Raw genomic sequence first — 22,429 nt, forward strand, 5'->3', positions numbered from 1 at the left:
ATAAACTACTTCGGAGATTTACTTATAGTAGAGAGAAAAAATGTGTGTAAAACACATAAAGTACACATTTTATTGCTAGAATAAAACATATAAGGATAGAAATATTAAATAAGACTGGAGGAATCAAAATGAAGAGAATATTTTCAATGTTAATGATTGTATTATGTGTGATAACATTGGTATCTTGTGGAGGAAAAAATAATTATGGTAAAGTAAATGCTAAAGATGGAAAGGAAGAATACACATCTAATGGAGAAGAAAATCCTGTTGCTGGGAGAAGTATAACAGAATTTAAAGTTAAAGATATTAATGGAAATGAAGTAACAGAAGAGATTTTCAAAGATAAAAAAATAACTATGATAAACATATGGGCAACATTTTGTGGACCATGCATAGAAGAGATACCATATTTGCAAGAGATATATGCTGAGAAGAAGGATGATGGGTTTAACTTAGTGGGTATAGTTTCAGATGGAGATAGTGAAGAAAACATTGAAATGGCAAATAAAATTCTTGATAAAAGCAAGGTTGAATACACAAATATATTAATGGGGGATAGTTCTTTAAAGGATATTGTTTCTCAGTTTGGATATGTTCCGGTTTCAATATTTGTTAACTCAGAAGGAAAAATTAAAGGGGTATTCAGTGCTGGAGCTGAAACAAAGGAAGAATATTTAGTGAAAATCAACAATCTTCTTAAAGAAGAGAGTAAAGATGAAAAATAGGTGGATTAGTGTTGTAGCGATTCTATTAGGTATGTATCTGATAGCATATGGGTTTACTGAAGGGGAAGTAAATACGGTATTTTCAAAAGCAATTAAAATTTGTTTAGAATGTATAGGGATTGGGTAGTTAAATATGAAAAGAAAATTTATTCAGTTTTTTAATACTATATTGATAAATGGGTATTTTAAAGGATTTTTATCAGGAAAAATATATCAGGGAAAACTTAAAAAAATTTGTGTGCCTGGGCTAAATTGTTATTCCTGTCCAGGTGCATTAGGATCATGTCCCATAGGATCATTGCAAGCTGTTTTAGGTTCTTATAAGTATAAGATATCAATGTATGTAACAGGATTTTTAATATTTTTTGGTGCATTGATGGGACGTTTTGTATGCGGCTGGCTTTGTCCATTCGGACTTTTGCAGGAGTTGCTTTATAAGATTAAAAGTGTGAAAACCAGATTGCCTAAATGGACAACTTACATAAAGTATGTGGTTTTACTAGTGTTTGTTATTATATTACCGTTAATGTGGACTAACGATTTTGGAATGGGAGACCCTACTTTTTGTAAATATATATGTCCAGCAGGAACTTTAGAGGGTGGCATACCATTATTAATATTAAATAAAGGTCTTAGAAGTGCTGCAGGTGTATTATTCACATGGAAGATTAGTATTCTTATTTTAATAATAATTGCGAGTATATTTATTTTTAGACCATTCTGTAAAGTTTTATGTCCATTAGGGGCAATATACGCTCTTTTTAATCCAATAAGTTTATACAGATATTCAGTAGATGATAATAAGTGTACAAAGTGTGGAAAATGTTCTACGGTTTGTAAAATGGATGTGGATATCTATAAGACCCCTAATAGTACAGAGTGCATAAGGTGTGGAGAATGTGTTGAGGAGTGTCCAACAAGTGCAATAAAAAAAGGAATATTAAGTGATAAATAGTGGAATAAAAAATAACACTCTTTCAAAAAATACTATATTGAAGGAGTGTGATTTTTTATGAACAATAATCCAGAATTTGATTTCATTGAGAAACTTCCCCCACAACATCAGGACAGGAAACCTGGGATTGAGAGTGTTATGAATCCTAGACCTATTTATGATAATGAAGCGTATAAGCACTGTGGTAAGTTAGAAGGTAAGGTTGCAATAATAACAGGTGGAGACAGTGGAATTGGGAGAGCAATATCAGTGGCATATGCTAAAGAAGGCGCAGATGTTGCTATAGTTTATTTTGATGAACATGAAGATGCAGAAGAAACAAAGATGCTTGTTGAAAAAGAAGGAAAGAAATGTTTGCTTATAAGTGGAGATATTGGAGAGGAAGAATTCTGTAATAGTGTGATTAAGAAGGTTATAGATAAGTTTTCCAAAATAGATATTCTTGTTAATAACGCAGCTACGCATTATGAAGATACTGATATAAATGGTATATCTAAAGAACAACTGATTAAAGTATTTTCCACTAATGTATTTTCAATATTTTATCTAGTTAAGGCTGCAGTTGATCATATGAAGCCTGGCAGTACAATAATCAATAATGCATCTGTAACTGCTTATAAAGGAAATGTAGACTTATTAGATTATTCCTCATCGAAAGGTGCTGTAGTGACATTAACAAGATCTTTGGCGTTAGCATTTGCAGATAGGAAAATACGGGTAAATGGTGTTGCACCTGGACCTATATGGACACCATTAATTCCATCATGTTTTAAGGAAAAAGATGTTGCTGAATTTGGGACACAAACACCTCTTGGAAGAGTGGGGCAGCCTGTTGAGGTAGCGCCTGCATTTGTATTTCTGGCATGTAATGATAGTTCTTATATAACTGGGCAGATGATTCATGTTAATGGTGGTTACATAATAAATGGATAAGTTTTTAGGATTATTAAAAAAATCACTGTGTTTAAAAAGAAGAAGATTATTATAATAATGCTTCATGGAACAGTGGTTCAAGTTGTAATTGAATAAAGTTATAAAAATAGCTGATTAAGGTATTAAGTTACTCTTTGGTCAGTTATTTTTTTGAAATAGTATTCTAGTAAAAGCTACTAGTAAGAATTAGCAGTTTTTCGTATAATAGTAATATAAAAAGAAATTCTTTAAATGTAAGTAAAGATATAGCTTTTTATCAGATTTTATTTTAAATTTTTTTAGTTAGAAAGGAGCAATAAGAGACAATTGATAAGTAATATTAAAAACATATTTAATCTATCAGGTTTATCGTACGAAGAAGATTTTGAATTATATTGTCAAAAAAGAAATTTGAATACAGGTAAGAAATTATTATTAATAAGTATTATGTTAGAAATATTATTTTGTATTCCCTTTTTGTTGAAATATAATTTTAATTTCAGTATCATAATCACAAAATTTTATTTTCAAATGTATATGGCATTAATAGTGATATGTATTATTGGCATAATAATTATTAATATTTCAAATAAAAAGATTAGAGAATATGACTATAGGATAAATATGGTTATTGATATTTATTTCTTTTTATTTATAATTTGGGCAATTATGATTAGCGGAAAGGATTTAATTAATGGTGGATCTTCTATAGTATATATTGAGATGATTTTATTTATATCAGTATTTTTTTATATAAAACTTAAGGACCTTTTAACAATATATATTTTAACTTATTTTGTATATATATTTATGATAAGGTTCACTGGAATTAGATTAGGAAGAGTGTATCCTGAGATTATAAACTCATTTGCTATATTACTGATATGTCTATTTGTATCCTATACAAAGTATTTGATGGCGATGAAAACTCATGTTCATTTAAAAGTGATTGAAGAAAAAAACGAGAAATTACAGTTGATGAATGAGGAACTATATAAATTGTCAATATTAGATCCTTTGACTCATTTATATAACAAACAGAAATTGAAAGAAGTAAGTACACAGGAGTATAATAAGTCTGCTGTAAACGATACTGAAATAATGTATTTAATGATTGATATTGATTATTATAAAAGATTTAATGATACATACGGACATATTGCTGGGGACGAATGTTTAAAAAAAATCTCGGACAAGCTGTATTCAATTATCAATGAATATAACGGGTATATAGGAAGATATGGTGGAGAAGAATTTTTAGTGATTTTACCTAATGTAGATTGTGTCGATAGTGAGCATATGTTAAAAGAATTAATTGAAGAAGTAGAAAAGATGAAAATAAAAAATGAAAAATCAGAAGTATCTAATTATGTGACAATAAGTCTAGGAGCGTATAAAGGAATACCAGATAAAAAAGATGTATCGGATGATTTTATTGAGAATGCAGATAGAGCCTTGTATAAAGCTAAAAGTAACGGTAGAAATAGATATGTTATAAATAGTAAGTAAGAAGCCCATGCTAAAAAGCATGGGCTTTTTCAACATCTTGTTTAAGGATAGTGCTAAATAACGATAGTTGAGTAAAAGTGAACCACAAGGTTAGTGAAGCGTATGAAAAACGCCTTTTGAATTTATTTATTTAGGGTAGTGTTGCATGAAGGACATTTTTTAGTGTTGGAATCATATGTGAATGAAATGGAACAGTTTGGACACTTAAAAACATTATCTTCTTGAGAAAGTAGTTCTTTAGTTGCAGTATTATCTAAATTACCATTAGGATCATTAATCATTGATATATATTTGTTTAGCTCAAAATCATAATCATTTGTAATTGATTGAAGGCTTGTAACTAAGGTATCTAACTCTTGAAAAGAATTAGTTAAATCCTCAATTGTATTGGTTAAATAACTTTTTTCATCTTCTGAAATGGAGTTCATAACAATATCTTTATTTTTAATAAGTTTTTTGATATTGTTCTTTATGGATGTGATTTCATCTAATAGATTATTAGTTGTATCTTGTCGTCTCTTTGAAAGTGAAGAAAAAGTGCTGCTGTGAATGGCCTGCAAACTATCATATGATAGGATATCTTGATTTTTTGACATAAAAAACCCCCGTTATATAATTGATAATGTAGAATGGTCAATGATTGACCATTCTATATTTGGTTTTAAGGCACGGTAGTGCCTATTTTATGCTAAATCTACCCAATCTAAAGCTTCTAAATAGGCATCACCTAAATATTTAGGATCAATATTAAGTTCATGAGCATATTGTTCCACTTCTTCCCAATGGGCATTTTCATAAGCCTTTACAACGTTAAGGATTTTAAAGAGATTATTATTAGATGTTTCAAATAAGGCTGATTTTACATCCTCAGAAACAAATAAATTTTCAATTATAGTATCAAGGGATACATTAAAAAGTCTGTCCATTAAGGATAAAACACCCATAATAAAAGCATCGAAGCTTATCTCTTTATTATCTGTTTCTTTTGCAATTAACTCTGAAAACTTACCACGTATTATAGAAAGTTTAAATAGTTCTGGTGGACAGTTAGTTGCTTCAGATTGAATAATAAGATAGTATAACCACTTTTTAAGTTCTGCTTCTCCTAACATGCATATAGCATGTTTTATAGTTTTAATTTCACTTCGTAAAGCGTATTTAGCTGAGTTAATTATTTTTAAGATATTATATGATAATGAAACATCTTTTTTTATAATATCTTCTAGTTCATCTAAGGTTAGAAATTCAGAACTTATTTTTCCTAATAGGTCTATTTTAGTAAGTGTAGACATGGGTATTTTTTTTGATTTTATTATTGAAGGCTTACTAAAATAATATCCTTGGAAAAAACTATAGCCTAAATCACGAGATACTGAGTGATCAGAAATTGTTTCTAGCTTTGAGGCTATAAACTTTATATTTTTGCTAGATAGCTTATTTACTAATAAACCTTGATATTTTATATCTGTAGATGAGAAATCAATTTTTATATAATGTGTTATCTTAAGTAAATCTATCAGATTTTCCTTAAAAACGAAATTATCAAATGCTAGTGAAAATCCCATTCTTCGTAATTCTAAACATCTGTCTAACAATTCTCTTGATGGGTTTATATCAGAAGAGATTGCGATAACTACTTTATTACTAGGTAAAAAGTCGAATATATTAGAAAATAACAAATTCTCTGTAAATTTTACAAAAGCTTTTTTTCCATGTGTTATTTTATCTATACCTATATCAACAAAAGCATTTAATAAAACTGATATAGTTGCCTTATCTAAGTCCTGGCAGTTACAAAAGTTTTCCTCACTTCCACGATATAATAATTCATAAGCAAAAACATTATCTTTTTTATCATAAATTGGCTGTCTAGCAATAAAAATATCCATTATTATGCCTCCGTAAAAATTAAAATAATTGTATAAGATAATATTACATAATAAATACATAAAATACAATAATGTAGTGAATAGTTACTTGAGGTTATTAGTATTAATGGATATTGTTTAAAACTATTTATATTAAAGTATATTAATATTAGAGAGTGTATTATACTATTTTTAGGTAAAAATATCTTATATGGAAATAACATAAACAACGTGATAATATTAAATTGTAAAAGTTAAAGGGAGGTTTTTATGAAGAGTAAGGTTTATTTTGTAAATTTAAGGGCTAAAAATCCTGGGGAAAATAAAATTAATAAGCTTAAAATGCTTTTTGATAAAATGGATATTGCATCTAATATTGAAAAGGATGATTTGACTGCTATAAAACTTCATTTTGGTGAGAGTGGAGGAGATGGATTTATAAATCCAATATTTGTTAGACCAATAGTAGATAAAATAAAAGAGGCTGAGGGAAAACCTTTTTTAACAGATACCAATACTCTTTATTCAGGTAGTAGATTCAATGCAGTAGATCATATGAATACAGCTATTGAACATGGATTTGTTCCCTCTGTAGTAGGAGCACCAGTTATAATATCAGATGGATTGAAGAGTGAGTACATAAAAGAAGTTGAAATTAATAAAAAACATTTTGATAAAGCAAAAATTGCTGGAGATATAGTTGATGCAGATGCAATGATTGTTATGTCTCACTTTAAGGGACATGAAATGGCTGGGTTCGGTGGAGCAATAAAGAATTTAGCTATGGGGTGTGCACCAGCTGCTGGTAAACAAGAACAACACGCTTTAAGACCATTGGTTGTTGAAAAAAAATGTGTAGGTTGTGGCAAGTGTATAGAAGTATGTCCACAAGAAGCTATAAAGATGAAGAATCATGTCTCTTGTATTAATAAGGGGAAATGTGTTGGATGTGGAGAATGTATGACAGTATGTGCACCAAAGGCAATTAAATTTGATTGGTCTACAGATTTATTGGAGTTCTGTGAAAAGATGGCTGAATATGCATATGCTTCAGTAAAAAATAAAGAGAAAAAAGTAGCGTATATTAACTTTCTTATGAATATAACTCCACACTGTGATTGCGTGCCTTGGAGCGATGCGCCTATAGTTCCTGATATAGGAATATTGGCTTCTGTTGATCCTGTTGCAATTGATAAGGCCAGTCTAGATTTAGTTAATAAACAAATTGCTTTAAGCAACACTCTTTTAGAAGAGAACGCTAATAAAAATGAAAAATGTAATTGTGGAAAAGGTCATTTTAATGAATTATGGGAAAATACTCATGGAGAAATTCAGATTTCCTACGGAGAAGAAATAGGAATGGGAAGTAGTGAATACGAGCTAATAGAGATATAATAAAGGATTGAATAATAATGATAGATGATAAAATTAGAATCAGAAAAAAAGAACATATAAGTGGATTTCTAAAGGGAGTAGGGGAAAGTGACAATGGATTTGGAGATGTAGTTCTTTTTAATAACTCTTTTCCTGAGTTAAACTTCCAAGAGATTTCTTTAGAAACAACTTTTTTGAATAAAAGTATAAGTGCTCCTTTAATGATAAATGCTATTACAGGTGGAACCAAGGAAGCGGAAGAGATAAATAGAGATCTAGCATATATAGCAAAGGAATTAAATATTCCTATGGCGGTGGGGTCTCAATCAATTGCTTTGAAGTATAGTGATGCTGTAAAGACGTTCATGTGTGTTAGAGAAATTATGGGTAAAGAGGGCGTAGTTATAGCAAATCTAAGTGCCAACAAGAGTGTAGAAGATGTTAAAAAAGCATTAGAAATGATTGAGGCAGATGGAATACAACTTCATTTAAATGTACCTCAAGAGATGTGTATGGCAGAGGGAGATAGAAATTTTAAAGGAATCATTAAAAATATAAATCATATAAAGGATAGCATTGGAAAGCCAATAATAATAAAAGAAGTTGGTTTTGGAATATCATATGAGACCGCAATAAAGCTGAGAGAAATTGGGATTGAATATATAGATGTAGGTGGAAAAGGTGGTACTAACTTTATAGAGATAGAAGATTTGAGATATGAATCATCTAAGTACAATGAATTTTATTCATGGGGTATACCTACAGCTCATAGTTTATTAATGACATCGACGGCCTACAGAGAATGCAATGTAATTTGTAGCGGTGGAATTAATAAAAGTGAAGATGTGATAAAATCATTAATCTTAGGAGCAGATATTGTTGGTGTTAGTGGGGTAGTATTAAGAACTCTTTTAGAAAATGGTAGAGATTCAGCACTAGAAGTATTGAGAGAGCTTATAAATAATATTAAAATATATATGATGTTATTAGGTAAAGGATCTGTTTGTGAATTAAAAGATAATTCTTATATGTTAAAAGGTGAGCTTAAAGAAATAGAAGAATATATTAAGAAATATTATGAGAATAATGGAGAGTAAAGCGCATAGTACAAGGCACCAGGTATAGAAATGGTGAGCTTGTACTATTTGCATATATATAAATATTATAATTATTTTACTTTTAAGAAGTGAGGCTTGTACGCATCTTCTGTAAGGGGATCAAATATAAAGTCTTGTGAAATAAGACCTTCAATTACTTCAGGAAGTGCTTCAACCGTTGTTGTTTTTGGTCCTAAGTCATGCATTAATACATTAGCTTTCTGAACATATTTAGCACCATTCAAAACAGATTTAACAATAACATCTTTTTTCTGTCTGTAGGCATTTGCATCTTTTGAATCAACATTCCAGTCAAAATAATTGTATCCTTCGTTAGTCATATCCTTAACTAACTCATTCATGAACCCTTTTCCAGAATATGACCAGCTTACTTGATTGTTTGACCCACCTGGAAATCTTAAGAGTTTTGCAGGTGCAGTTCCAGTAGTAGACTCAATGAAATCATTTAATTTATTCACATCTTCTTTGAAATTTTCAACAGAACTATATACATATGAATAGTCATGACTAAATGTATGATTTGCAATTACATGACCTCTATTAACTATTTCTTTATATAAATGTTCTAAACCTTCATGTCCATTAACAAAAAAAGTAGCTTTAATATTATATTTATCTAAAATATCTAATATTGCAAGTGTATTGCTAGATGGACCATCATCGAATGTTAAATAAGCTATTTTAGCTTTTGATAGCATTATTTCATATTCATTATTTTTTTCATTAACAGTATCTTCTAGGTTTTTAATATTGTTTGTAATTTCAATATTATCTTTTTCAGCATCATTTATTTTATCCACTAAAAGGTTGTATTCTTTTTTTGCTTTGGAAACTGTTGTTTGAGCATAAACAACATACCCTATTGATCCTGTAATAAGAAATAAAAATATGAAAAGTGATAAAAAACTTGCTCTGCGTTTTTTTCGATGATTATAATAACTTTTTCTCATTGAAAGCCTCCTGTAAATATCTTTTTATTCTGTACTAGTGATTAATCTTTGTATTTAATTCATCAATTTTTCCTTCAATCTCATCTAAACTATTTGTTATATCTGTTCTCTCTTTTTGAAGAGTATTTTTTTCGTTCTTAAGTGTATCGTATTTTTGTGTTAGAATTTTTGTTTCATCAATTATAGTATCCTTCTTTTTCAACATCATATATGAAAATGATACAGCACTTACAGTAATTAATAAAGTAATAATTCCTAATATTATTTTCTTCAATTTATATCCTCCCTTTATATTTATTTTCGACATTATTATAATACTTAATTCGACTAAATTGGTTACAAAAAGGTTATAATTTTATATGTTTATAAGAATAATGAAATCACAAGAATGATTTCATAAAAAAGAATATAATTCTAACATTATATATTAACATTCAAAATACTTAAATTAATTTTGATTTAGCAAAAAAAAATTAAGTTGTAATTATTTCGTAATCTTTTAAAAACATTAAATTGATATAATTTAATTAAGATAATGAAATAGAAAATATGAGGTGAGATGATGAACAAATTAGTAGCTTTAGCGGTAAGTACAAGTATTGTTATGAGTATTGTTGGTGGCATTGGAATTAATCAGAAAGTTGATTTAAATAAGAATGAAGTTACTAAAAAAATCATTTCAATTAATGACATAGAAAGTAAGGTCGTTAAATTAAATTATAATAAAATTAATGAAGATAATGATTATATAGAATATATGAGAACAAGCCTTCTTGATGAAATTGATATTGTAGATAGAGACAAAGCAATTAAGATAGTAGCAGATGAGTATGATTATGATGAAGCACAGATGACTGTTGGCAAAATGAATAATAACGTATATTTGGTGAATTTCTTTGATGATACAGAAAGTATTAATATTGTGAATTTATTCTTGATAGTTAACGGAAAGGTAATAGATAAAAAGTATAACGAAGATAATACATTATCCGTAAGCTTTGTTGAGAACTTTATGAAATATCAAGAGATTGATCCCGTACAGGAATATTTAGAGAGTATCATAGTGGCTAACCAAGAGGGAGATGAAGCTCTTGTGGCACAAGGAATATCAACAATGTTAAATGTTAAAAGTGGATATGATATGAAGAATGTTGAAGTTAGGAAAATAAATAACAACATGTATATTGCAGATTGTACTAATCAAGGTAAAAAAGAAAGATTAACAATTATGGATGGGGAAATAGTTGTTGAGAATAATGAAACACAGGTTTTAAGTGCACTTAATTAAATGTAGAATGTACGATTTGATTTTTACTTGAACAATAAGATTTAAAAGAATCCAGTATAAATTTAATTTATACTGGATTCTTTTTATACAAAAATTTATATACAGATAAAAGAGAATAAATATGTTGTTCTAATAAACAAAAAGATGTAGCTTCTGACCTCAGTCAGAAGCATCCATCATTATATATTATCCATTTGTTATAAAAAGCATTTTTTGCGTGCTTTTTTGAATTACTCCCCCATGAATAACTTGATGTCATCTTCAACAGTTCCGATTCCAGCGATTCCAAATGTGTCAACTAGTACATTTGCTACGTTTGGAGAAAGGAATGCAGGTAATGTTGGTCCAAGGTGAATGTCTTTAACACCTAAGTGTAATAATGCTAGTAATACGGTTACAGCTTTTTGCTCATACCAAGCGATGTTAAATGAGATTGGTAGATCATTAATGTCTTCAAGCTCGAACACCTCTTTTAATTTTAAAGCGATAACTGCTAGTGAGTAACTATCGTTACATTGTCCAGCATCAAGAACTCTTGGAATTCCACCGATATCACCTAAGTCTAATTTGTTATATTTATATTTAGCACATCCAGCAGTTAAGATAACTGTATCTTTTGGAAGTTGTGAAGCGAAATCTGTGTAGTAGTTTCTGCTCTTAGCTCTTCCATCGCATCCAGCCATTACGAAGAATCTCTTTATTGCGCCAGTTTTAACAGCGTCAACAACCTTGTCAGCTAAAGCAAGAACTTGGTTATGAGCGAATCCACCAACGATTGATCCTTTTTCGATTTCAGTTGGTGCTTTACATTTCTTAGCATGAGCGATAATTGCTGAGAAATCTTTGTTTCCTTCTGCATCAGCATCAATATGCTTTAATCCTTCAAATCCAACTACACCAGTAGTGTAAACTCTATCTTTATAAGAAGCTGTTGGAGGAACAAGACAGTTTGTAGTCATTAAAATTGGTCCGTTAAATTTCTCGAATTCTTCCTTCTGTTTCCACCAAGCATTACCATAGTTACCTACAAAGTTATCATATTTCTTGAATGCAGGGTAGTAATGAGCTGGTAACATCTCAGAGTGAGTGTAAATGTCAACGCCTGTACCTTCTGCTTGTTTTAATAATTGCTCTAAGTCATGCAAATCATGCCCACTGATTAAGATTGCTGGGGTATTTCTTACACCAATATTAACTGATGTGATTTCAGGGTTTCCGTAAGTTGAAGTATTAGCTCCATCTAAAAGTGCCATTACATCAACAGAGAACTTACCAGTTTCAAGAGTTAATGCTACTAAATCATCAGCAGATAAGCTATCATCAAGTGTAGCTGCTAGTCCTTTTTGAATGAATGCATTGATTTCAGCTTTGTCATGTCCAAGATTATTTGCATGATGTAAGTATGCAGCCATACCTTTTAGACCGTAAGTTATAAGTTCTCTTAAAGATCTAACATCTTCGTTTTCAGTTGCTAAAATTCCAACAGTTTCAGCTTTTAAGTGTAAATCTTCAAGTGTTGAAGCACTCCATACAGCGGCATCATGTAAGTTGATATCTTCTGTTTTACCTGTGAATATAGTTTTTAATTTATCAAAGAAAGAAGTTGTCTTATTGAAACTTTCAACTCCAGCAGTTTCAAGAGCTCCTTTGATTTCTTCTCTTAATTTTAGACCTTCTCTAACTTTTTCAATGATTATATTCTCATCAAAGTTAGCATTTGTTATTGTTGTAAATAAACTATCAACTACAAATTTATCAGCTTTTGCTATTGCTATATTATTTTCTCTTGCCATATTGTTTAACAAGCTAATTCCTTTTGCAACATAAATTAATAAATCTTGTGATTTTGCAGTTTCAGGTGATTTACCACATACACCTACTTTAGTACACCCAGTGCACCCCGCAGCTTCTTGACATTGGTAACAAAACATACTCATAATAAAATCCCTCCATATAATTTATAATTGATTAATTTGATTTTCTACTTTGTTAAGTTAGCGTGTTTCTCGTCTGTGTTCATCTTATGAATACATTATATGATTAATTTAGGTTTAAATCGGTAACGAGAGTTACATAAAATAAAAAGTTATGAAAATAATAATTGTTATTTTCAAGATTATAATAAAGAAGAGATTCTCATAAAGAGGAACTCTAGAGAATATTTATATATTATTGAGAGGTGAGGGGATATATGAGGGAATATAGCATAAAGCAGATTAAAGAAATACTAAATGACATTTTGAAAGAACAAGTATTTGGAATTCAGGCAATAGGGAATCATGAACTTAATAGACATCTTGTATATTGCTTCATTAGTAATAATGAAAAGATGATTTTTAAGATATATTATAAAAAACATAAGAGAAATAAAGAAGTTGGAGCACTAAGTATGTTAAAAGATTTATCAATTAGATGTCCTCATGTGTATAAAGTTGGTCAACTAAAATCAGGTGAAGAGTGGGCAATAATGAAATATATTGGAGATTATACTCTTGATGAGATTATACTTAACAAGGATTTATTAGATAAGCATTTATGTGAAATACAGAAAATTTTTTTTCAGGTGGGTAAAAACATTGCATTTATACATAAGCAGATGATAAAAGATGGGTTTTATAAAATTTATGAAAATGGATATAAGAAGCGTTATGAAAACTATGATAAGTTTATGATAAATAAGTTTGAAATATATGAGAGGTGGATAAGAAATAAGAGATACCCTGAAGAGGATATGAAATATATTGAAGAGGCATTAGGATATGTAAATAAGAATATTAAAGACCTAATGGGTATATGTGAATCATCACTAATTCACAATGACATTGATGGAAGAAATATAATTGTGAATATAGTTGAAGGAAAAATAAAGTTTTCTGGATTGATTGATTTTGAACAATGTTGTATTGATTATGCTGGTAGGGATTTAGTGTTCTTCTATAGAAGATATTTTCTTAACAAAGAATTTCAGGATAAAGGATTTGAAGAACAATTTTTAAGAGGATATGCAGAGGCGAGAAGGATACCTAAATATTTTGAAGAGAATCTTAATTTGCTTTTGATGATTGAAGGAGTTAGAATATGTAGCTGGACATATGGTATATTTCCAGACTACTATGAAGAGGGAATTAATCTTTTAAAATTATGTCTTAAAAAGGAGTAACGTGTAGTGTTATAAAATAAAAAAAAATAAAAGTATATGTAAATCATCCTGAGGAGTGGTATAATATACCTGTTGAGTTTGATATTTTTTTGTCAAACTCAACAGGTATATTAATTTATAGGGATAGAGGGTGTGTTTATGAGCTTTATCAATTTTACTGAAGCAAGGTGTAAAAATTGTTATAAATGTTTAAGAGAATGTCCTGTAAAGGGTATAAGATTTAAGGATAATCAAGCTGAGATAGTTGAAGAGAGATGTATAGCATGTGGTAAATGTTTTGAAGTATGTCCTCAAGAAGCAAGAAAAATTGATACCGATTTAAGCAAAGTGAAAGAGTGTATAAGCAACGGGAAGAAGGTAATTGTTTCATTGGCACCATCAGCACTTGGATATTTTGATATGAATTTTGTAGAATTAATCTCAAGGATTAAGATGTTAGGATTCCAAGAAGTGAGAGAAACAGCAGAGGGTGCACAATTTGTTATACAAAAATACAGAGAGCATGTCGAAGCTAGTGAAGATAAGATTTTTATAACAAGTTGTTGTCCATCAGTGAATTATCTAATTAGAATATATTTTCCTCATTTAACAAAATACCTTATGCCTTTTGAATCACCAATGATTGTTCATGGTTTAATGATTAAAGAGGAACAACCAGATGCAAAGGTTGTGTTTATAGGTCCATGTGTAGGAAAGAAAATTGAAAAAGAACAATTGAAGAAGAAAGAAAGTGTGGATTATGTTATTACTTTCGACGAATTAAAGTTATGGTTTGAAGAGATGACAGAGTCAACATATGAAATAGATGAAAGTATAAATGGAGATATAACAGAAGGAAGAAAATTCCCAGTAGATAGAGGAATAGTGATGGGACTAGCAGATAATTTGAACAATAAAGGAATAAAGCCATATGTTGTTGATGGATTCCAGAAGAACCTAGATATATTTAATAGTATTTCTAAGGGGAAATTGAAGAATGCATTTGTAGAAGCAAATATATGTATCGGTAGTTGTATAGGTGGACCTAGCATGGGTATTAGGGAAAGAGATTTCTATGAGAGCAATGATAAGGTTGAGCGTTTCATCACAGAATATGAAAATAATACAATGGAGATTAAAAGTGAATTAGGGAACAAAAATTATTTTAAAAGTCATCCCGAATCACCACTCCATGATGAAGAAGTTTCAAGAGAAGAGATAAACAGAGTTCTAAAAGATATGGGAAAGAATAATGAGGAAGATAAATTAAATTGTGGGGTTTGTGGATATACAACTTGTGAAGAAAAGGCAGTTGCAATAATTAGGGGGATGGCTGAGAAGGATATGTGTCTTCATTATATGAGGAGTAAAGCAGAGAGTCTTAGTAATATAATATTTGAGAATACTGTCAATTCAGTAATAATAGTTGATGGTGAACTGAATATATTAGAGATGAATCCTACAGCCCAAAAAACTTTTATGGCAAAGATAGGTGAATATAGAGGGGTACCATTAGCTTCATTAATGGATGATAGTGATTTTAAAGAGGTACTTCAAACAAAAGAGAATATAGAAGGAAAGACTGTTGAGAATAATCAATACGGTGTAGTATTCAAAGAAAACATATCATACTTAGAAAAACAAGATGTTTTAATTGGTGTAATGATGAATATTACAGAAGAGAAGAAAAATAAGAAGGAATTATATGATGTGAAGGAAAAGACACTTGATGCTGCCCAGGAGGTTATTGAGAAACAGATGAGAGTAGCTCAAGAGATTGCAGGGTTGTTAGGAGAAACAACAGCAGAGACAAAAATAATATTAAATAGACTTAGAAGAGTTGTGGCTGGTGAGAATGGAGCTGAGAAGTAATGGAGTTATTCGTTGATGTTGCAAGTAATAGTCTTAATAAGGTTAATGAGGAGTTATGTGGGGATAGAGTAGAGGTTGTAAAAGACGATGATACAACAATCATAGTATTAGCTGATGGTTTAGGTAGTGGAGTGAAGGCTAATATACTTTCTACACTGACAACAAAGATAGCTGCTACAATGATAAAAAATGGTGAAGATATATTTGAAACTGTAGATACCATTATAAATACTTTACCTGTTTGTTCAGTTAGAGGAGTAGCATATAGCACCTTCACAATAGTGATAATGAACAATAATGGAAGAGTATATCTTGCAGAGTATGATAATCCACCATGTTTTTTGCATAGAAATGGTAGAAGTATTGATATTGAAAGAGAGAAAATAAACATAAATGGTAAGATAATAAAAGTCAGTGATTTCACAATGCAAGAAGGAGATATACTTACATCAATTAGTGATGGGGTTATACATGCGGGTATAGGGGAAGTGCTGAATCTTGGGTGGCAATGGGACGAGGTTAATCAATTTTTAGCTAAGGTTTCACAGGGTAAAAAGTGTGCTAAAAATATAAGCAACAGTTTATCACAAGCCTGTTTGGATTTATATGGAGGTAGACCAGGAGATGATACTACTGTTGTATCAATTAAAGCAAGAAAGCCAGAATATGTTGATTTATTCACAGGACCACCAGAGGATCATAATAAGGATGAGATTATAGTTAAGAAGTTAATGGAGGGACAAGGAAAGAAAATCGTTTGTGGAGGAACTGCTGCGAATATTACAGAGAAGGTTTTACACAAAAAACTTAAAGTTGATATGACATGTATGACGGCAGATTTACCACCGATAGCATATCTTGAAGGTATAGATCTAGTAACAGAAGGTGTTCTGACACTAGATAGAACAGTGAAAATTATAGATAAATTAGAATTAGGTAAGATAAGTGATATTAATTCACAAGATCCAAATGGGGCAGAAATTCTGAGCAAAATTCTTGTGGATGATTGTACACACTTGACTCTATGGGTTGGAAGAGCTATAAATCCTGCACACCAAAATCCAAATTTTCCTGAAGGGCTTAATATTAAACTGAACATTGTGGATAAATTAATAAAGTGTATGGAGAAGTTGGGGAAAAAAGTGAAGATTAATTATTTATAGCCAACATAGTTGGCTATAAATATAATGGAGAATTGATAATGGATAATGAAGGATGGTTCTGACCGAGGTCAGAACCTACATTATGCTCCATTCTCCATTATGTTTTTTACGGGTTGTTTTTATCCGTATTTGGTTTCTTAACATCATTTGGTGTTTCGTGGGTAATACCAGATCTTTTTGGTGTAAAATGAGTATGAAGCATCTCGTGAGCTTTAGTCCCATAAGGTTCTCCTAGATACTCATCGTAAAGCTTTTTAATATATGGATTTTCATGAGATTTTCTTAATTCTTTATTAGCATCTTCTTTATAAATTGCTTCAATTCTCTTTTTAAGTATATCAGAGTCTCCATGGATATATGGTTGACCCCCACCACCAATACAACCACCAGGGCAAGCCATTATCTCAATAATATGATATTCAGCTTTTCCGGCTTTAATATCATTTAGAATTTTTCTAGCATTTCCTAGTCCATTTGTAACAGCTACTTTAACATTTGTTCCATCAATATCAATTGAAGCTTCTTTTATGCCGTCATATCCTCTAACATCTATAAATTCAATTGGTTCACCGGCCTTACCCGTTACCATTTCAGCTGCTGTACGAACAGCTGCCTCTAAAACTCCACCTGATGCAGCAAAAATATCACCAGCTCCTGAAGAGACACCTAGTGGATTATCAAAGTCTTCATCTTCAAGGGATGTAAAGTCAATACCAGCTTCTTTAATCATTTTAGCTAACTCTCGTGTACTGATAACTATATCAACATCTCTATTTCCCTCATATTCCATTTCAGGTCTATGTGCTTCGAATTTTTTTGCTAGACAAGGCATAACAGAAACAACGATTATGTCTTTTGGGTTTATATTCATTTTTTCAGCAAAATAAGTTTTTGTTATAGCTCCAAACATCTGATGTGGTGACTTACATGTCGATGGTATATCTAACATATCTGGAAAGCTGTGTTCAAGTAATTGAATCCATCCTGGACAGCAACTAGTTAAAATAGGAAGTTTTCCACCGTGTTGTAATCTATGAACAAATTCGCTGGCTTCTTCCATTATAGTTAAGTCAGCAGCAAAATCTGTATCAAATACACTATCAAAACCTAATGATCTTAAGGCTGCTACCATTTTACCAGTTACAATTGTTCCAGGTTCGTAACCGAATTCTTCACCAAGTGCAACCCTTACAGCAGGAGCTGTCTGCACAACAACATGCTTTCCTTCTGCGTTAATAGCATTCCAAACATCAGGGATATAATGAACTTCTGTTAATGAAGCAGTAGGACATACTGATACACATTGACCGCAGAATGTACAGTTTGTTTCTGCCATTGGAAGATTAAAAGCAGGTGCAACAACAGAGTTGAAACCTCTATAAACTCCAGATAGCACTCCAATTTGTTGAACTTCATTACACATAGTTTCACATCGTCTACAGTATACGCACTTTTCCATATCCCTAATAATAGAGTAGCTTGAATTATCTATTTCATATGTAGCTTTTTTTCCTTGATAAGGAAGTTCTCTAACACCAAGCTCTGCTGCAAGACTTTGAAGCTCGCAGTTTAAATTCTTTTCACATAGCAAGCACTCATGGGGATGATCAGATAATAATAGTTCCACAACACTTCTTCTAGCTTTTATAGCTCTTATTGAACTTGTATTAACATTCATTCCTTCAGCTACAGGTGTTGAACAAGAAGGTGCAAGATTTCTTCTTCCTTCTACTTCAACTACACACACTCTACAAGAGCCAGGATCATTTATTGTTCTATCGTCGTGCAGTTTAAAATAACAGAGTGTTGGAATATGAATATTAAGTTTCTTTGCCGCTTCAAGTATTGTTGTACCTTCGTCTACCGTAATTTGTCGTCCGTTTATTGTTAAAGTTACTTGATTCAAAATTTTCACCTCTATTTCAATTATTTAGTTATGGCGTTAACTGGACAAACTTGATAGCAAGTATCACATTTAATACATCTTTCTTGATCTATAACATGAAGTTTCTTAAGTTCGCCATCAATACAACCAACAGGACATTTTTTAGCACATCTAGTACAACCAATACATTTATCTGTAATAAAGTATTTAGATAAGCCTTTACAAGTACCTGAAGGACAAGTTTTGTCTTTTACATGAGCTTCAAATTCTTCTTTAAAGAAATTAAGATTACTTAATATTGGGTTAGGAGAGGTTTGACCTAATCCGCAAAGTGAAGTATCTTTAACCGTAGTACAAAGTTCTTCAATAAGACAAAGATCTTCTTCAGTAGCTTTTCCTTCAGTCATTTTTTCAAGGATTTCATAAAGTCTTGTATTTCCAATTCTACATGGAGTGCACTTTCCGCAGGATTCATCTAGAGTAAATTCTAGGTAGAACTTTGCTATGTTAACCATACAGTCACTTTCATCTAGTACAATCATTCCACCTGAACCCATCATGGAACCAATTTTATTTAATGATTCATAATCTATAGGAGTATCCAATAAAGAAGCAGGAATACATCCACCAGAAGGTCCTCCAGTTTGAACAGCTTTAAATTGCTTATTATCTTTAATGCCTCCACCTATCTCAAAAATTATCTCTCTTAAAGTTGTTCCCATTGGAACCTCAACAAGACCTACATTGTTAATCTTTCCTGCTAATGCAAATACTTTAGTTCCCTTAGAGGTTTCAGTTCCTATTGAATTAAACCATTCAGAGCCATTATTGATAATAGCAGGTATATTGGCAAGAGTTTCAACATTGTTAACACATGTAGGTACCTGCCACAATCCCTTTTGAGCTGGGAAAGGAGGTTTGTTTCTTGGTTCTCCTCTAAAACCTTCTATAGAGTTAATAAGTGCAGTTTCTTCACCACATACAAAGGCACCTGCACCATATTTTAGATCCATATCAAAGTTGAATCCAGTTCCTAAAATATTCTCGCCTAATAGTCCCCATTCACGAGCTTGGTTTATTGCAGTTTGTAATCTATTAATAGCTAATGGATATTCAGCTCTAATGTAAACATAACCTACACTAGCTCCAGTAGCATATCCTGCTATTGCCATAGCTTCAATTACACTGTGTGGATCTCCTTCTAATATTGAACGATCCATAAATGCACCAGGGTCACCTTCATCGGCATTACATACTATGTATTTTTGAGATGCTTCATTTATCTTTGTAAAATACCATTTACGGCCTGTTGGAAAACCACCGCCGCCGCGTCCTCTAAGTCCAGAATCAGTAATAAGCTGAATAACATCATCTTGAGACATTTCAGTAAGAACTTTACCTAGAGCTATATAGCCTTTTTCAGCAAAGGCTTCTTCAATTATTTCAGGGTTAATAAGTCCACAATTTCTTAATGCTATTCTGTGTTGCTTTTTATAAAAAGACATTTCATCTTGACGCGTTACCTTTTGTTTTAATGTTGGCTCTTCATAAAGAAGTGAATCAACGACTCTTCCTTCACATAAGTGTTCTTTTACTATGGTTTCAGCATCTGATGGTGTAACTTTTACATAGAAAACATTATCAGGGTCAATTTTTACAATAGGGCCTTTTTCACAGAAACCAAAGCAGCCTGTAAGAGAAACTGTAACATTATCTTTTAATCCAGCTTTTTCAATTTCTTTATTTAAATTACTAATAATTTCTTCACTATTTGCAGATTGACATCCTGTTCCGCCACAAACTAAAATATCTCTTTTTGTTATCTGAGAAGTATCAGAAATTTCTACTTCTTCATTTCTTCGTAATTTTAATAAGTCACGGTATTTTTCATATGTTTTTTGAAGTTCTTGGTATGAACTAATCTTATTCAATTATATATACCTCCTATTCCCCATATTCTGCGAGAACTTCATCTACTTGTTCTACAGTAAAGTGACCGTAAACTTTATCGTTTATAGTTACAACTGGTGCTAATCCACATGCACCCACACATCTAAGTACTTCAATTGTATACTTTCCGTCAGGAGTTGTTTGACCAGCATTTATTTGTAGCCTATTTTCAAACTCCTTTAATACGTCCTCTGCACCTCTTACAAAGCAAGCAGTTCCCATACATATACTGATTACATATTCTCCTCTAGGAACAGTCGTAAAGTAAGAATAGAAAGTAACTACCCCAAAAACTTTTGCAGTAGGAATATGAAGCTTTTCACCTATGAAATCTTGTACTCTATCAGGTAAGTATCCAAAAATTTCTTGAGCTTTATGAAGAACTTCAATTAGAGAATCTTGGTTTTGTGGACGAGTATTGATGAAGTCTTGGAGCTCTTTAAATTTTGATTCAGTTAGTTCATTACGACATGTCTTATGACTCACCAATTTATACCTCCTTATTCTAATGTAGAATTAAATTACCTCAACTTTATGTTGTGCTATCTATAGAAATTTATCCAAAATAATCATAATTTTAATATACAGATTTAGAATGTTTGAATATTGTAATTATATAAATGTTAGAATATTGGAATTATATATATGAAACCCCTAAAAAATTTTGTGAGAAATTATTTGATGTTTCTGATAAGTAGAGCGTCTAACTTTAATAGAGGAGTGATTTTTTGAAATATAAAAGATTGAGAGAAGAGTTAATTGTCTTAAGACTGGAGACTGGTGACAAAATAATGGAGAGCATAATGAAATGTTGCTGTGATGCGCATGTTAATTGCGCAAAAATAAGTGGTATAGGAGCAGGTGAGGAGTTTCATTTAGCTGTGTACAGAAAGAATAAGAAAGGATATAAGAGAAAGAGATTCAAAGGTGAGCATGAGATAATAGATTTAAATGGAAACATAACATTAAAGGATAATAAGCCATATATTCATATTCATATATCTATGGCAAATGAAGATATGAAATTATATGGAGGACATCTTGAAGAGGGAACTATAACAGCGACAGCAGAAATATTTATTAATATTATTGATGAGGAGAAGATAAATAGAAAGTATGATGATTTGGTGAATATTTATTTGATGGATATTTAGTAACTTTTTGAAAACTTTTTCGTATATATAAATATAATGAATTATTTAATAAAAATCCTTAAATATGTTCAAGAAGTCTTTACAAATAGAAAAAAAAGGTATATAATATCATTGATAACAAAGTGGTATTAAGTACTGTTTAATATATTTAAGATTAAATCATAACAAGGGAATTATTATTCGACATAAAATATAAAAACATATAAAAATTGAGAGGGAGAATTATGGGAAATAGTTTATCTAGAAAAAGGGAAGTTAGTATTCTAACATTTGGGGTAATGATTTTTATGATAGTTGCAATAGCATTTGCACCATTGATTTTAGATATGGTGGCAACTAGAGGATATGCAAATGAAGGCACAATAATTTATTATCCGAATAATACATTTTTATTCACAAGTAAATTATATTTTTCATTCTTAGGAGCTACAATACTTGGGGTAGGATATTTAGCTGTTAAAGAAATTAAGACAAGATTAAATAGAAAATAGCATATTATAAAGTGCACTAGATTAAATAGTGCACTTTTTTTTGTTGTAGAAGTTTAATAATTACTAATATATGGAA

General features: G+C 30.8%; 20 protein-coding genes and 1 pseudogene. 13 read left to right on the forward strand and 8 right to left on the reverse strand.

Annotated elements, in window-relative coordinates; all coding sequences use genetic code 11:
• The first annotated feature begins 128 nt into the window (after nt 1–128).
• The 5 genes from KDK92_RS08550 to KDK92_RS08570 all read left to right on the forward strand — a co-directional run bounded on the left by KDK92_RS08550 (nt 129) and on the right by KDK92_RS08570 (nt 4,101).
• Nucleotides 129–725: a TlpA disulfide reductase family protein gene (locus tag KDK92_RS08550; protein ID WP_250858814.1), complete on the forward strand. Its 597-nt coding sequence runs from the start codon at nt 129–131 to the stop codon at nt 723–725.
• Nucleotides 715–852, forward strand: coding sequence for a CD1871A family CXXC motif-containing protein (locus KDK92_RS08555; RefSeq protein WP_250858815.1), 138 nt, complete (start codon nt 715–717; stop codon nt 850–852). The genes KDK92_RS08550 and KDK92_RS08555 overlap by 11 nt, the downstream gene beginning before the upstream one ends.
• 6 nt (nt 853–858) lie before the next feature.
• Nucleotides 859–1,680 (forward strand): 4Fe-4S binding protein, encoded by an 822-nt coding sequence (locus KDK92_RS08560; RefSeq protein WP_250858816.1) that lies wholly within the window; start codon nt 859–861, stop codon nt 1,678–1,680.
• 57 nt (nt 1,681–1,737) lie between these two features.
• A complete protein-coding gene (locus KDK92_RS08565) occupies nt 1,738–2,613 on the forward strand; it encodes an SDR family oxidoreductase (RefSeq protein WP_250858817.1) in 876 nt (291 codons plus the stop codon).
• A gap of 516 nt (nt 2,614–3,129) precedes the next feature.
• The gene (locus tag KDK92_RS08570) at nt 3,130–4,101 is read left to right on the forward strand and encodes a GGDEF domain-containing protein (protein WP_250858818.1); all 972 of its coding nucleotides are present in this window, start codon (nt 3,130–3,132) and stop codon (nt 4,099–4,101) included.
• Between the two features lie 122 nt (nt 4,102–4,223).
• Here KDK92_RS08570 and KDK92_RS08575 read toward each other — a convergent pair whose 3' ends face one another.
• Nucleotides 4,224–4,697, reverse strand: coding sequence for a hypothetical protein (locus KDK92_RS08575; protein ID WP_250858819.1), 474 nt, complete (start codon nt 4,695–4,697; stop codon nt 4,224–4,226).
• An 87-nt stretch (nt 4,698–4,784) separates the two neighbouring features.
• On the reverse strand, nt 4,785–5,990 hold the full coding sequence (locus KDK92_RS08580; RefSeq protein WP_250858820.1) for an EAL and HDOD domain-containing protein: 1,206 nt from the start codon (nt 5,988–5,990) through the stop codon (nt 4,785–4,787).
• 249 nt (nt 5,991–6,239) lie between these two features.
• On the opposite strand from KDK92_RS08580, the gene KDK92_RS08585 reads away from it, so the two are divergent.
• Together KDK92_RS08585 and fni are read left to right on the forward strand one after the other, a co-directional pair.
• Nucleotides 6,240–7,364: a DUF362 domain-containing protein gene (locus KDK92_RS08585; protein ID WP_250858821.1), complete on the forward strand. Its 1,125-nt coding sequence runs from the start codon at nt 6,240–6,242 to the stop codon at nt 7,362–7,364.
• Between the two features lie 17 nt (nt 7,365–7,381).
• Nucleotides 7,382–8,440 carry a type 2 isopentenyl-diphosphate Delta-isomerase gene (gene fni / locus KDK92_RS08590; RefSeq protein ID WP_250858822.1) on the forward strand — a complete coding sequence of 353 codons (1,059 nt, stop codon included), beginning with the start codon at nt 7,382–7,384 and terminating at the stop codon, nt 8,438–8,440.
• 71 nt (nt 8,441–8,511) lie between these two features.
• Here the strand turns inward: fni and KDK92_RS08595 are convergent, their stop codons facing one another.
• Both KDK92_RS08595 and KDK92_RS08600 read right to left on the reverse strand, forming a co-directional pair.
• Nucleotides 8,512–9,411, reverse strand: a complete 900-nt coding sequence (locus KDK92_RS08595) for a polysaccharide deacetylase family protein (protein ID WP_250858823.1) — start codon at nt 9,409–9,411, stop codon at nt 8,512–8,514.
• Between the two features lie 34 nt (nt 9,412–9,445).
• A complete protein-coding gene (locus KDK92_RS08600) occupies nt 9,446–9,685 on the reverse strand; it encodes a DUF3450 domain-containing protein (RefSeq protein ID WP_250858824.1) in 240 nt (79 codons plus the stop codon).
• A gap of 288 nt (nt 9,686–9,973) precedes the next feature.
• Between KDK92_RS08600 and KDK92_RS08605 the strand changes: the two genes are divergently transcribed.
• Nucleotides 9,974–10,699, forward strand: a complete 726-nt coding sequence (locus KDK92_RS08605; protein ID WP_250858825.1) for a hypothetical protein — start codon at nt 9,974–9,976, stop codon at nt 10,697–10,699.
• Nucleotides 10,700–10,929: 230 nt separating this feature from the next.
• On the opposite strand, the gene hcp is transcribed toward KDK92_RS08605, so the two are convergent.
• Nucleotides 10,930–12,636: a hydroxylamine reductase gene (gene hcp, locus KDK92_RS08610; RefSeq protein WP_250858826.1), complete on the reverse strand. Its 1,707-nt coding sequence runs from the start codon at nt 12,634–12,636 to the stop codon at nt 10,930–10,932.
• Between the two features lie 254 nt (nt 12,637–12,890).
• Here hcp and KDK92_RS08615 point away from each other — a divergent pair, with 254 nt between their 5' ends.
• The 3 genes from KDK92_RS08615 to KDK92_RS08625 all read left to right on the forward strand — a co-directional run bounded on the left by KDK92_RS08615 (nt 12,891) and on the right by KDK92_RS08625 (nt 16,873).
• Nucleotides 12,891–13,859: a phosphotransferase gene (locus KDK92_RS08615; protein ID WP_250858827.1), complete on the forward strand. Its 969-nt coding sequence runs from the start codon at nt 12,891–12,893 to the stop codon at nt 13,857–13,859.
• Nucleotides 13,860–13,997: 138 nt separating this feature from the next.
• Nucleotides 13,998–15,710, forward strand: a complete 1,713-nt coding sequence (locus KDK92_RS08620) for a [Fe-Fe] hydrogenase large subunit C-terminal domain-containing protein (protein ID WP_250858828.1) — start codon at nt 13,998–14,000, stop codon at nt 15,708–15,710.
• Entirely contained in the window at nt 15,710–16,873 is a 1,164-nt protein-coding gene (locus tag KDK92_RS08625; protein ID WP_250858829.1) for a SpoIIE family protein phosphatase, read from the forward strand. The genes KDK92_RS08620 and KDK92_RS08625 overlap by 1 nt, the downstream gene beginning before the upstream one ends.
• Nucleotides 16,874–17,057: 184 nt before the next feature.
• Here the strand turns inward: KDK92_RS08625 and KDK92_RS08630 are convergent.
• The 3 genes and pseudogenes from KDK92_RS08630 to KDK92_RS08640 all read right to left on the reverse strand — a co-directional run.
• Nucleotides 17,058–18,779, reverse strand: a pseudogene (locus KDK92_RS08630) (NADH-dependent [FeFe] hydrogenase, group A6); the annotation flags it as partial.
• Between the two features lie 20 nt (nt 18,780–18,799).
• Nucleotides 18,800–20,689, reverse strand: coding sequence for an NADH-quinone oxidoreductase subunit NuoF (nuoF, locus tag KDK92_RS08635; protein ID WP_276575930.1), 1,890 nt, complete (start codon nt 20,687–20,689; stop codon nt 18,800–18,802).
• A 13-nt stretch (nt 20,690–20,702) separates the two neighbouring features.
• A complete protein-coding gene (locus KDK92_RS08640; protein WP_250858831.1) occupies nt 20,703–21,194 on the reverse strand; it encodes an NADH-quinone oxidoreductase subunit NuoE family protein in 492 nt (163 codons plus the stop codon).
• 242 nt (nt 21,195–21,436) lie between these two features.
• Between KDK92_RS08640 and KDK92_RS08645 the strand changes: the two genes are divergently transcribed.
• Nucleotides 21,437–21,862 (forward strand): PPC domain-containing DNA-binding protein, encoded by a 426-nt coding sequence (locus tag KDK92_RS08645; protein ID WP_250858832.1) that lies wholly within the window; start codon nt 21,437–21,439, stop codon nt 21,860–21,862.
• 224 nt (nt 21,863–22,086) lie between these two features.
• Nucleotides 22,087–22,353, forward strand: coding sequence for a hypothetical protein (locus tag KDK92_RS08650; protein WP_250858833.1), 267 nt, complete (start codon nt 22,087–22,089; stop codon nt 22,351–22,353).
• Nucleotides 22,354–22,429 lie beyond the last annotated feature (76 nt).

The organism is Oceanirhabdus seepicola (genome assembly GCF_023684385.1).
Classification (GTDB): domain Bacteria; phylum Bacillota; class Clostridia; order Clostridiales; family Clostridiaceae; genus Oceanirhabdus; species Oceanirhabdus seepicola.

Excerpts from the sequence above, each read along its gene's own strand:
- KDK92_RS08550 (WP_250858814.1), top strand. The coding sequence starts at position 129 with ATGAAGAGAATATTTTCAATGTTAATGATTGTATTATGTGTGATAACA.
- KDK92_RS08555 (WP_250858815.1), top strand. The coding sequence starts at position 715 with ATGAAAAATAGGTGGATTAGTGTTGTAGCGATTCTATTAGGTATGTAT.
- KDK92_RS08560 (WP_250858816.1), top strand. The coding sequence starts at position 859 with ATGAAAAGAAAATTTATTCAGTTTTTTAATACTATATTGATAAATGGG.
- KDK92_RS08565 (WP_250858817.1), top strand. The coding sequence starts at position 1,738 with ATGAACAATAATCCAGAATTTGATTTCATTGAGAAACTTCCCCCACAA.
- KDK92_RS08570 (WP_250858818.1), top strand. The coding sequence starts at position 3,130 with ATGGCATTAATAGTGATATGTATTATTGGCATAATAATTATTAATATT.
- KDK92_RS08575 (WP_250858819.1), bottom strand. The coding sequence starts at position 4,697 with ATGTCAAAAAATCAAGATATCCTATCATATGATAGTTTGCAGGCCATT.
- KDK92_RS08580 (WP_250858820.1), bottom strand. The coding sequence starts at position 5,990 with ATGGATATTTTTATTGCTAGACAGCCAATTTATGATAAAAAAGATAAT.
- KDK92_RS08585 (WP_250858821.1), top strand. The coding sequence starts at position 6,240 with ATGAAGAGTAAGGTTTATTTTGTAAATTTAAGGGCTAAAAATCCTGGG.
- fni (WP_250858822.1), top strand. The coding sequence starts at position 7,382 with ATGATAGATGATAAAATTAGAATCAGAAAAAAAGAACATATAAGTGGA.
- KDK92_RS08595 (WP_250858823.1), bottom strand. The coding sequence starts at position 9,411 with ATGAGAAAAAGTTATTATAATCATCGAAAAAAACGCAGAGCAAGTTTT.
- KDK92_RS08605 (WP_250858825.1), top strand. The coding sequence starts at position 9,974 with ATGAACAAATTAGTAGCTTTAGCGGTAAGTACAAGTATTGTTATGAGT.
- hcp (WP_250858826.1), bottom strand. The coding sequence starts at position 12,636 with ATGAGTATGTTTTGTTACCAATGTCAAGAAGCTGCGGGGTGCACTGGG.
- KDK92_RS08615 (WP_250858827.1), top strand. The coding sequence starts at position 12,891 with ATGAGGGAATATAGCATAAAGCAGATTAAAGAAATACTAAATGACATT.
- KDK92_RS08620 (WP_250858828.1), top strand. The coding sequence starts at position 13,998 with ATGAGCTTTATCAATTTTACTGAAGCAAGGTGTAAAAATTGTTATAAA.
- KDK92_RS08625 (WP_250858829.1), top strand. The coding sequence starts at position 15,710 with ATGGAGTTATTCGTTGATGTTGCAAGTAATAGTCTTAATAAGGTTAAT.
- KDK92_RS08650 (WP_250858833.1), top strand. The coding sequence starts at position 22,087 with ATGGGAAATAGTTTATCTAGAAAAAGGGAAGTTAGTATTCTAACATTT.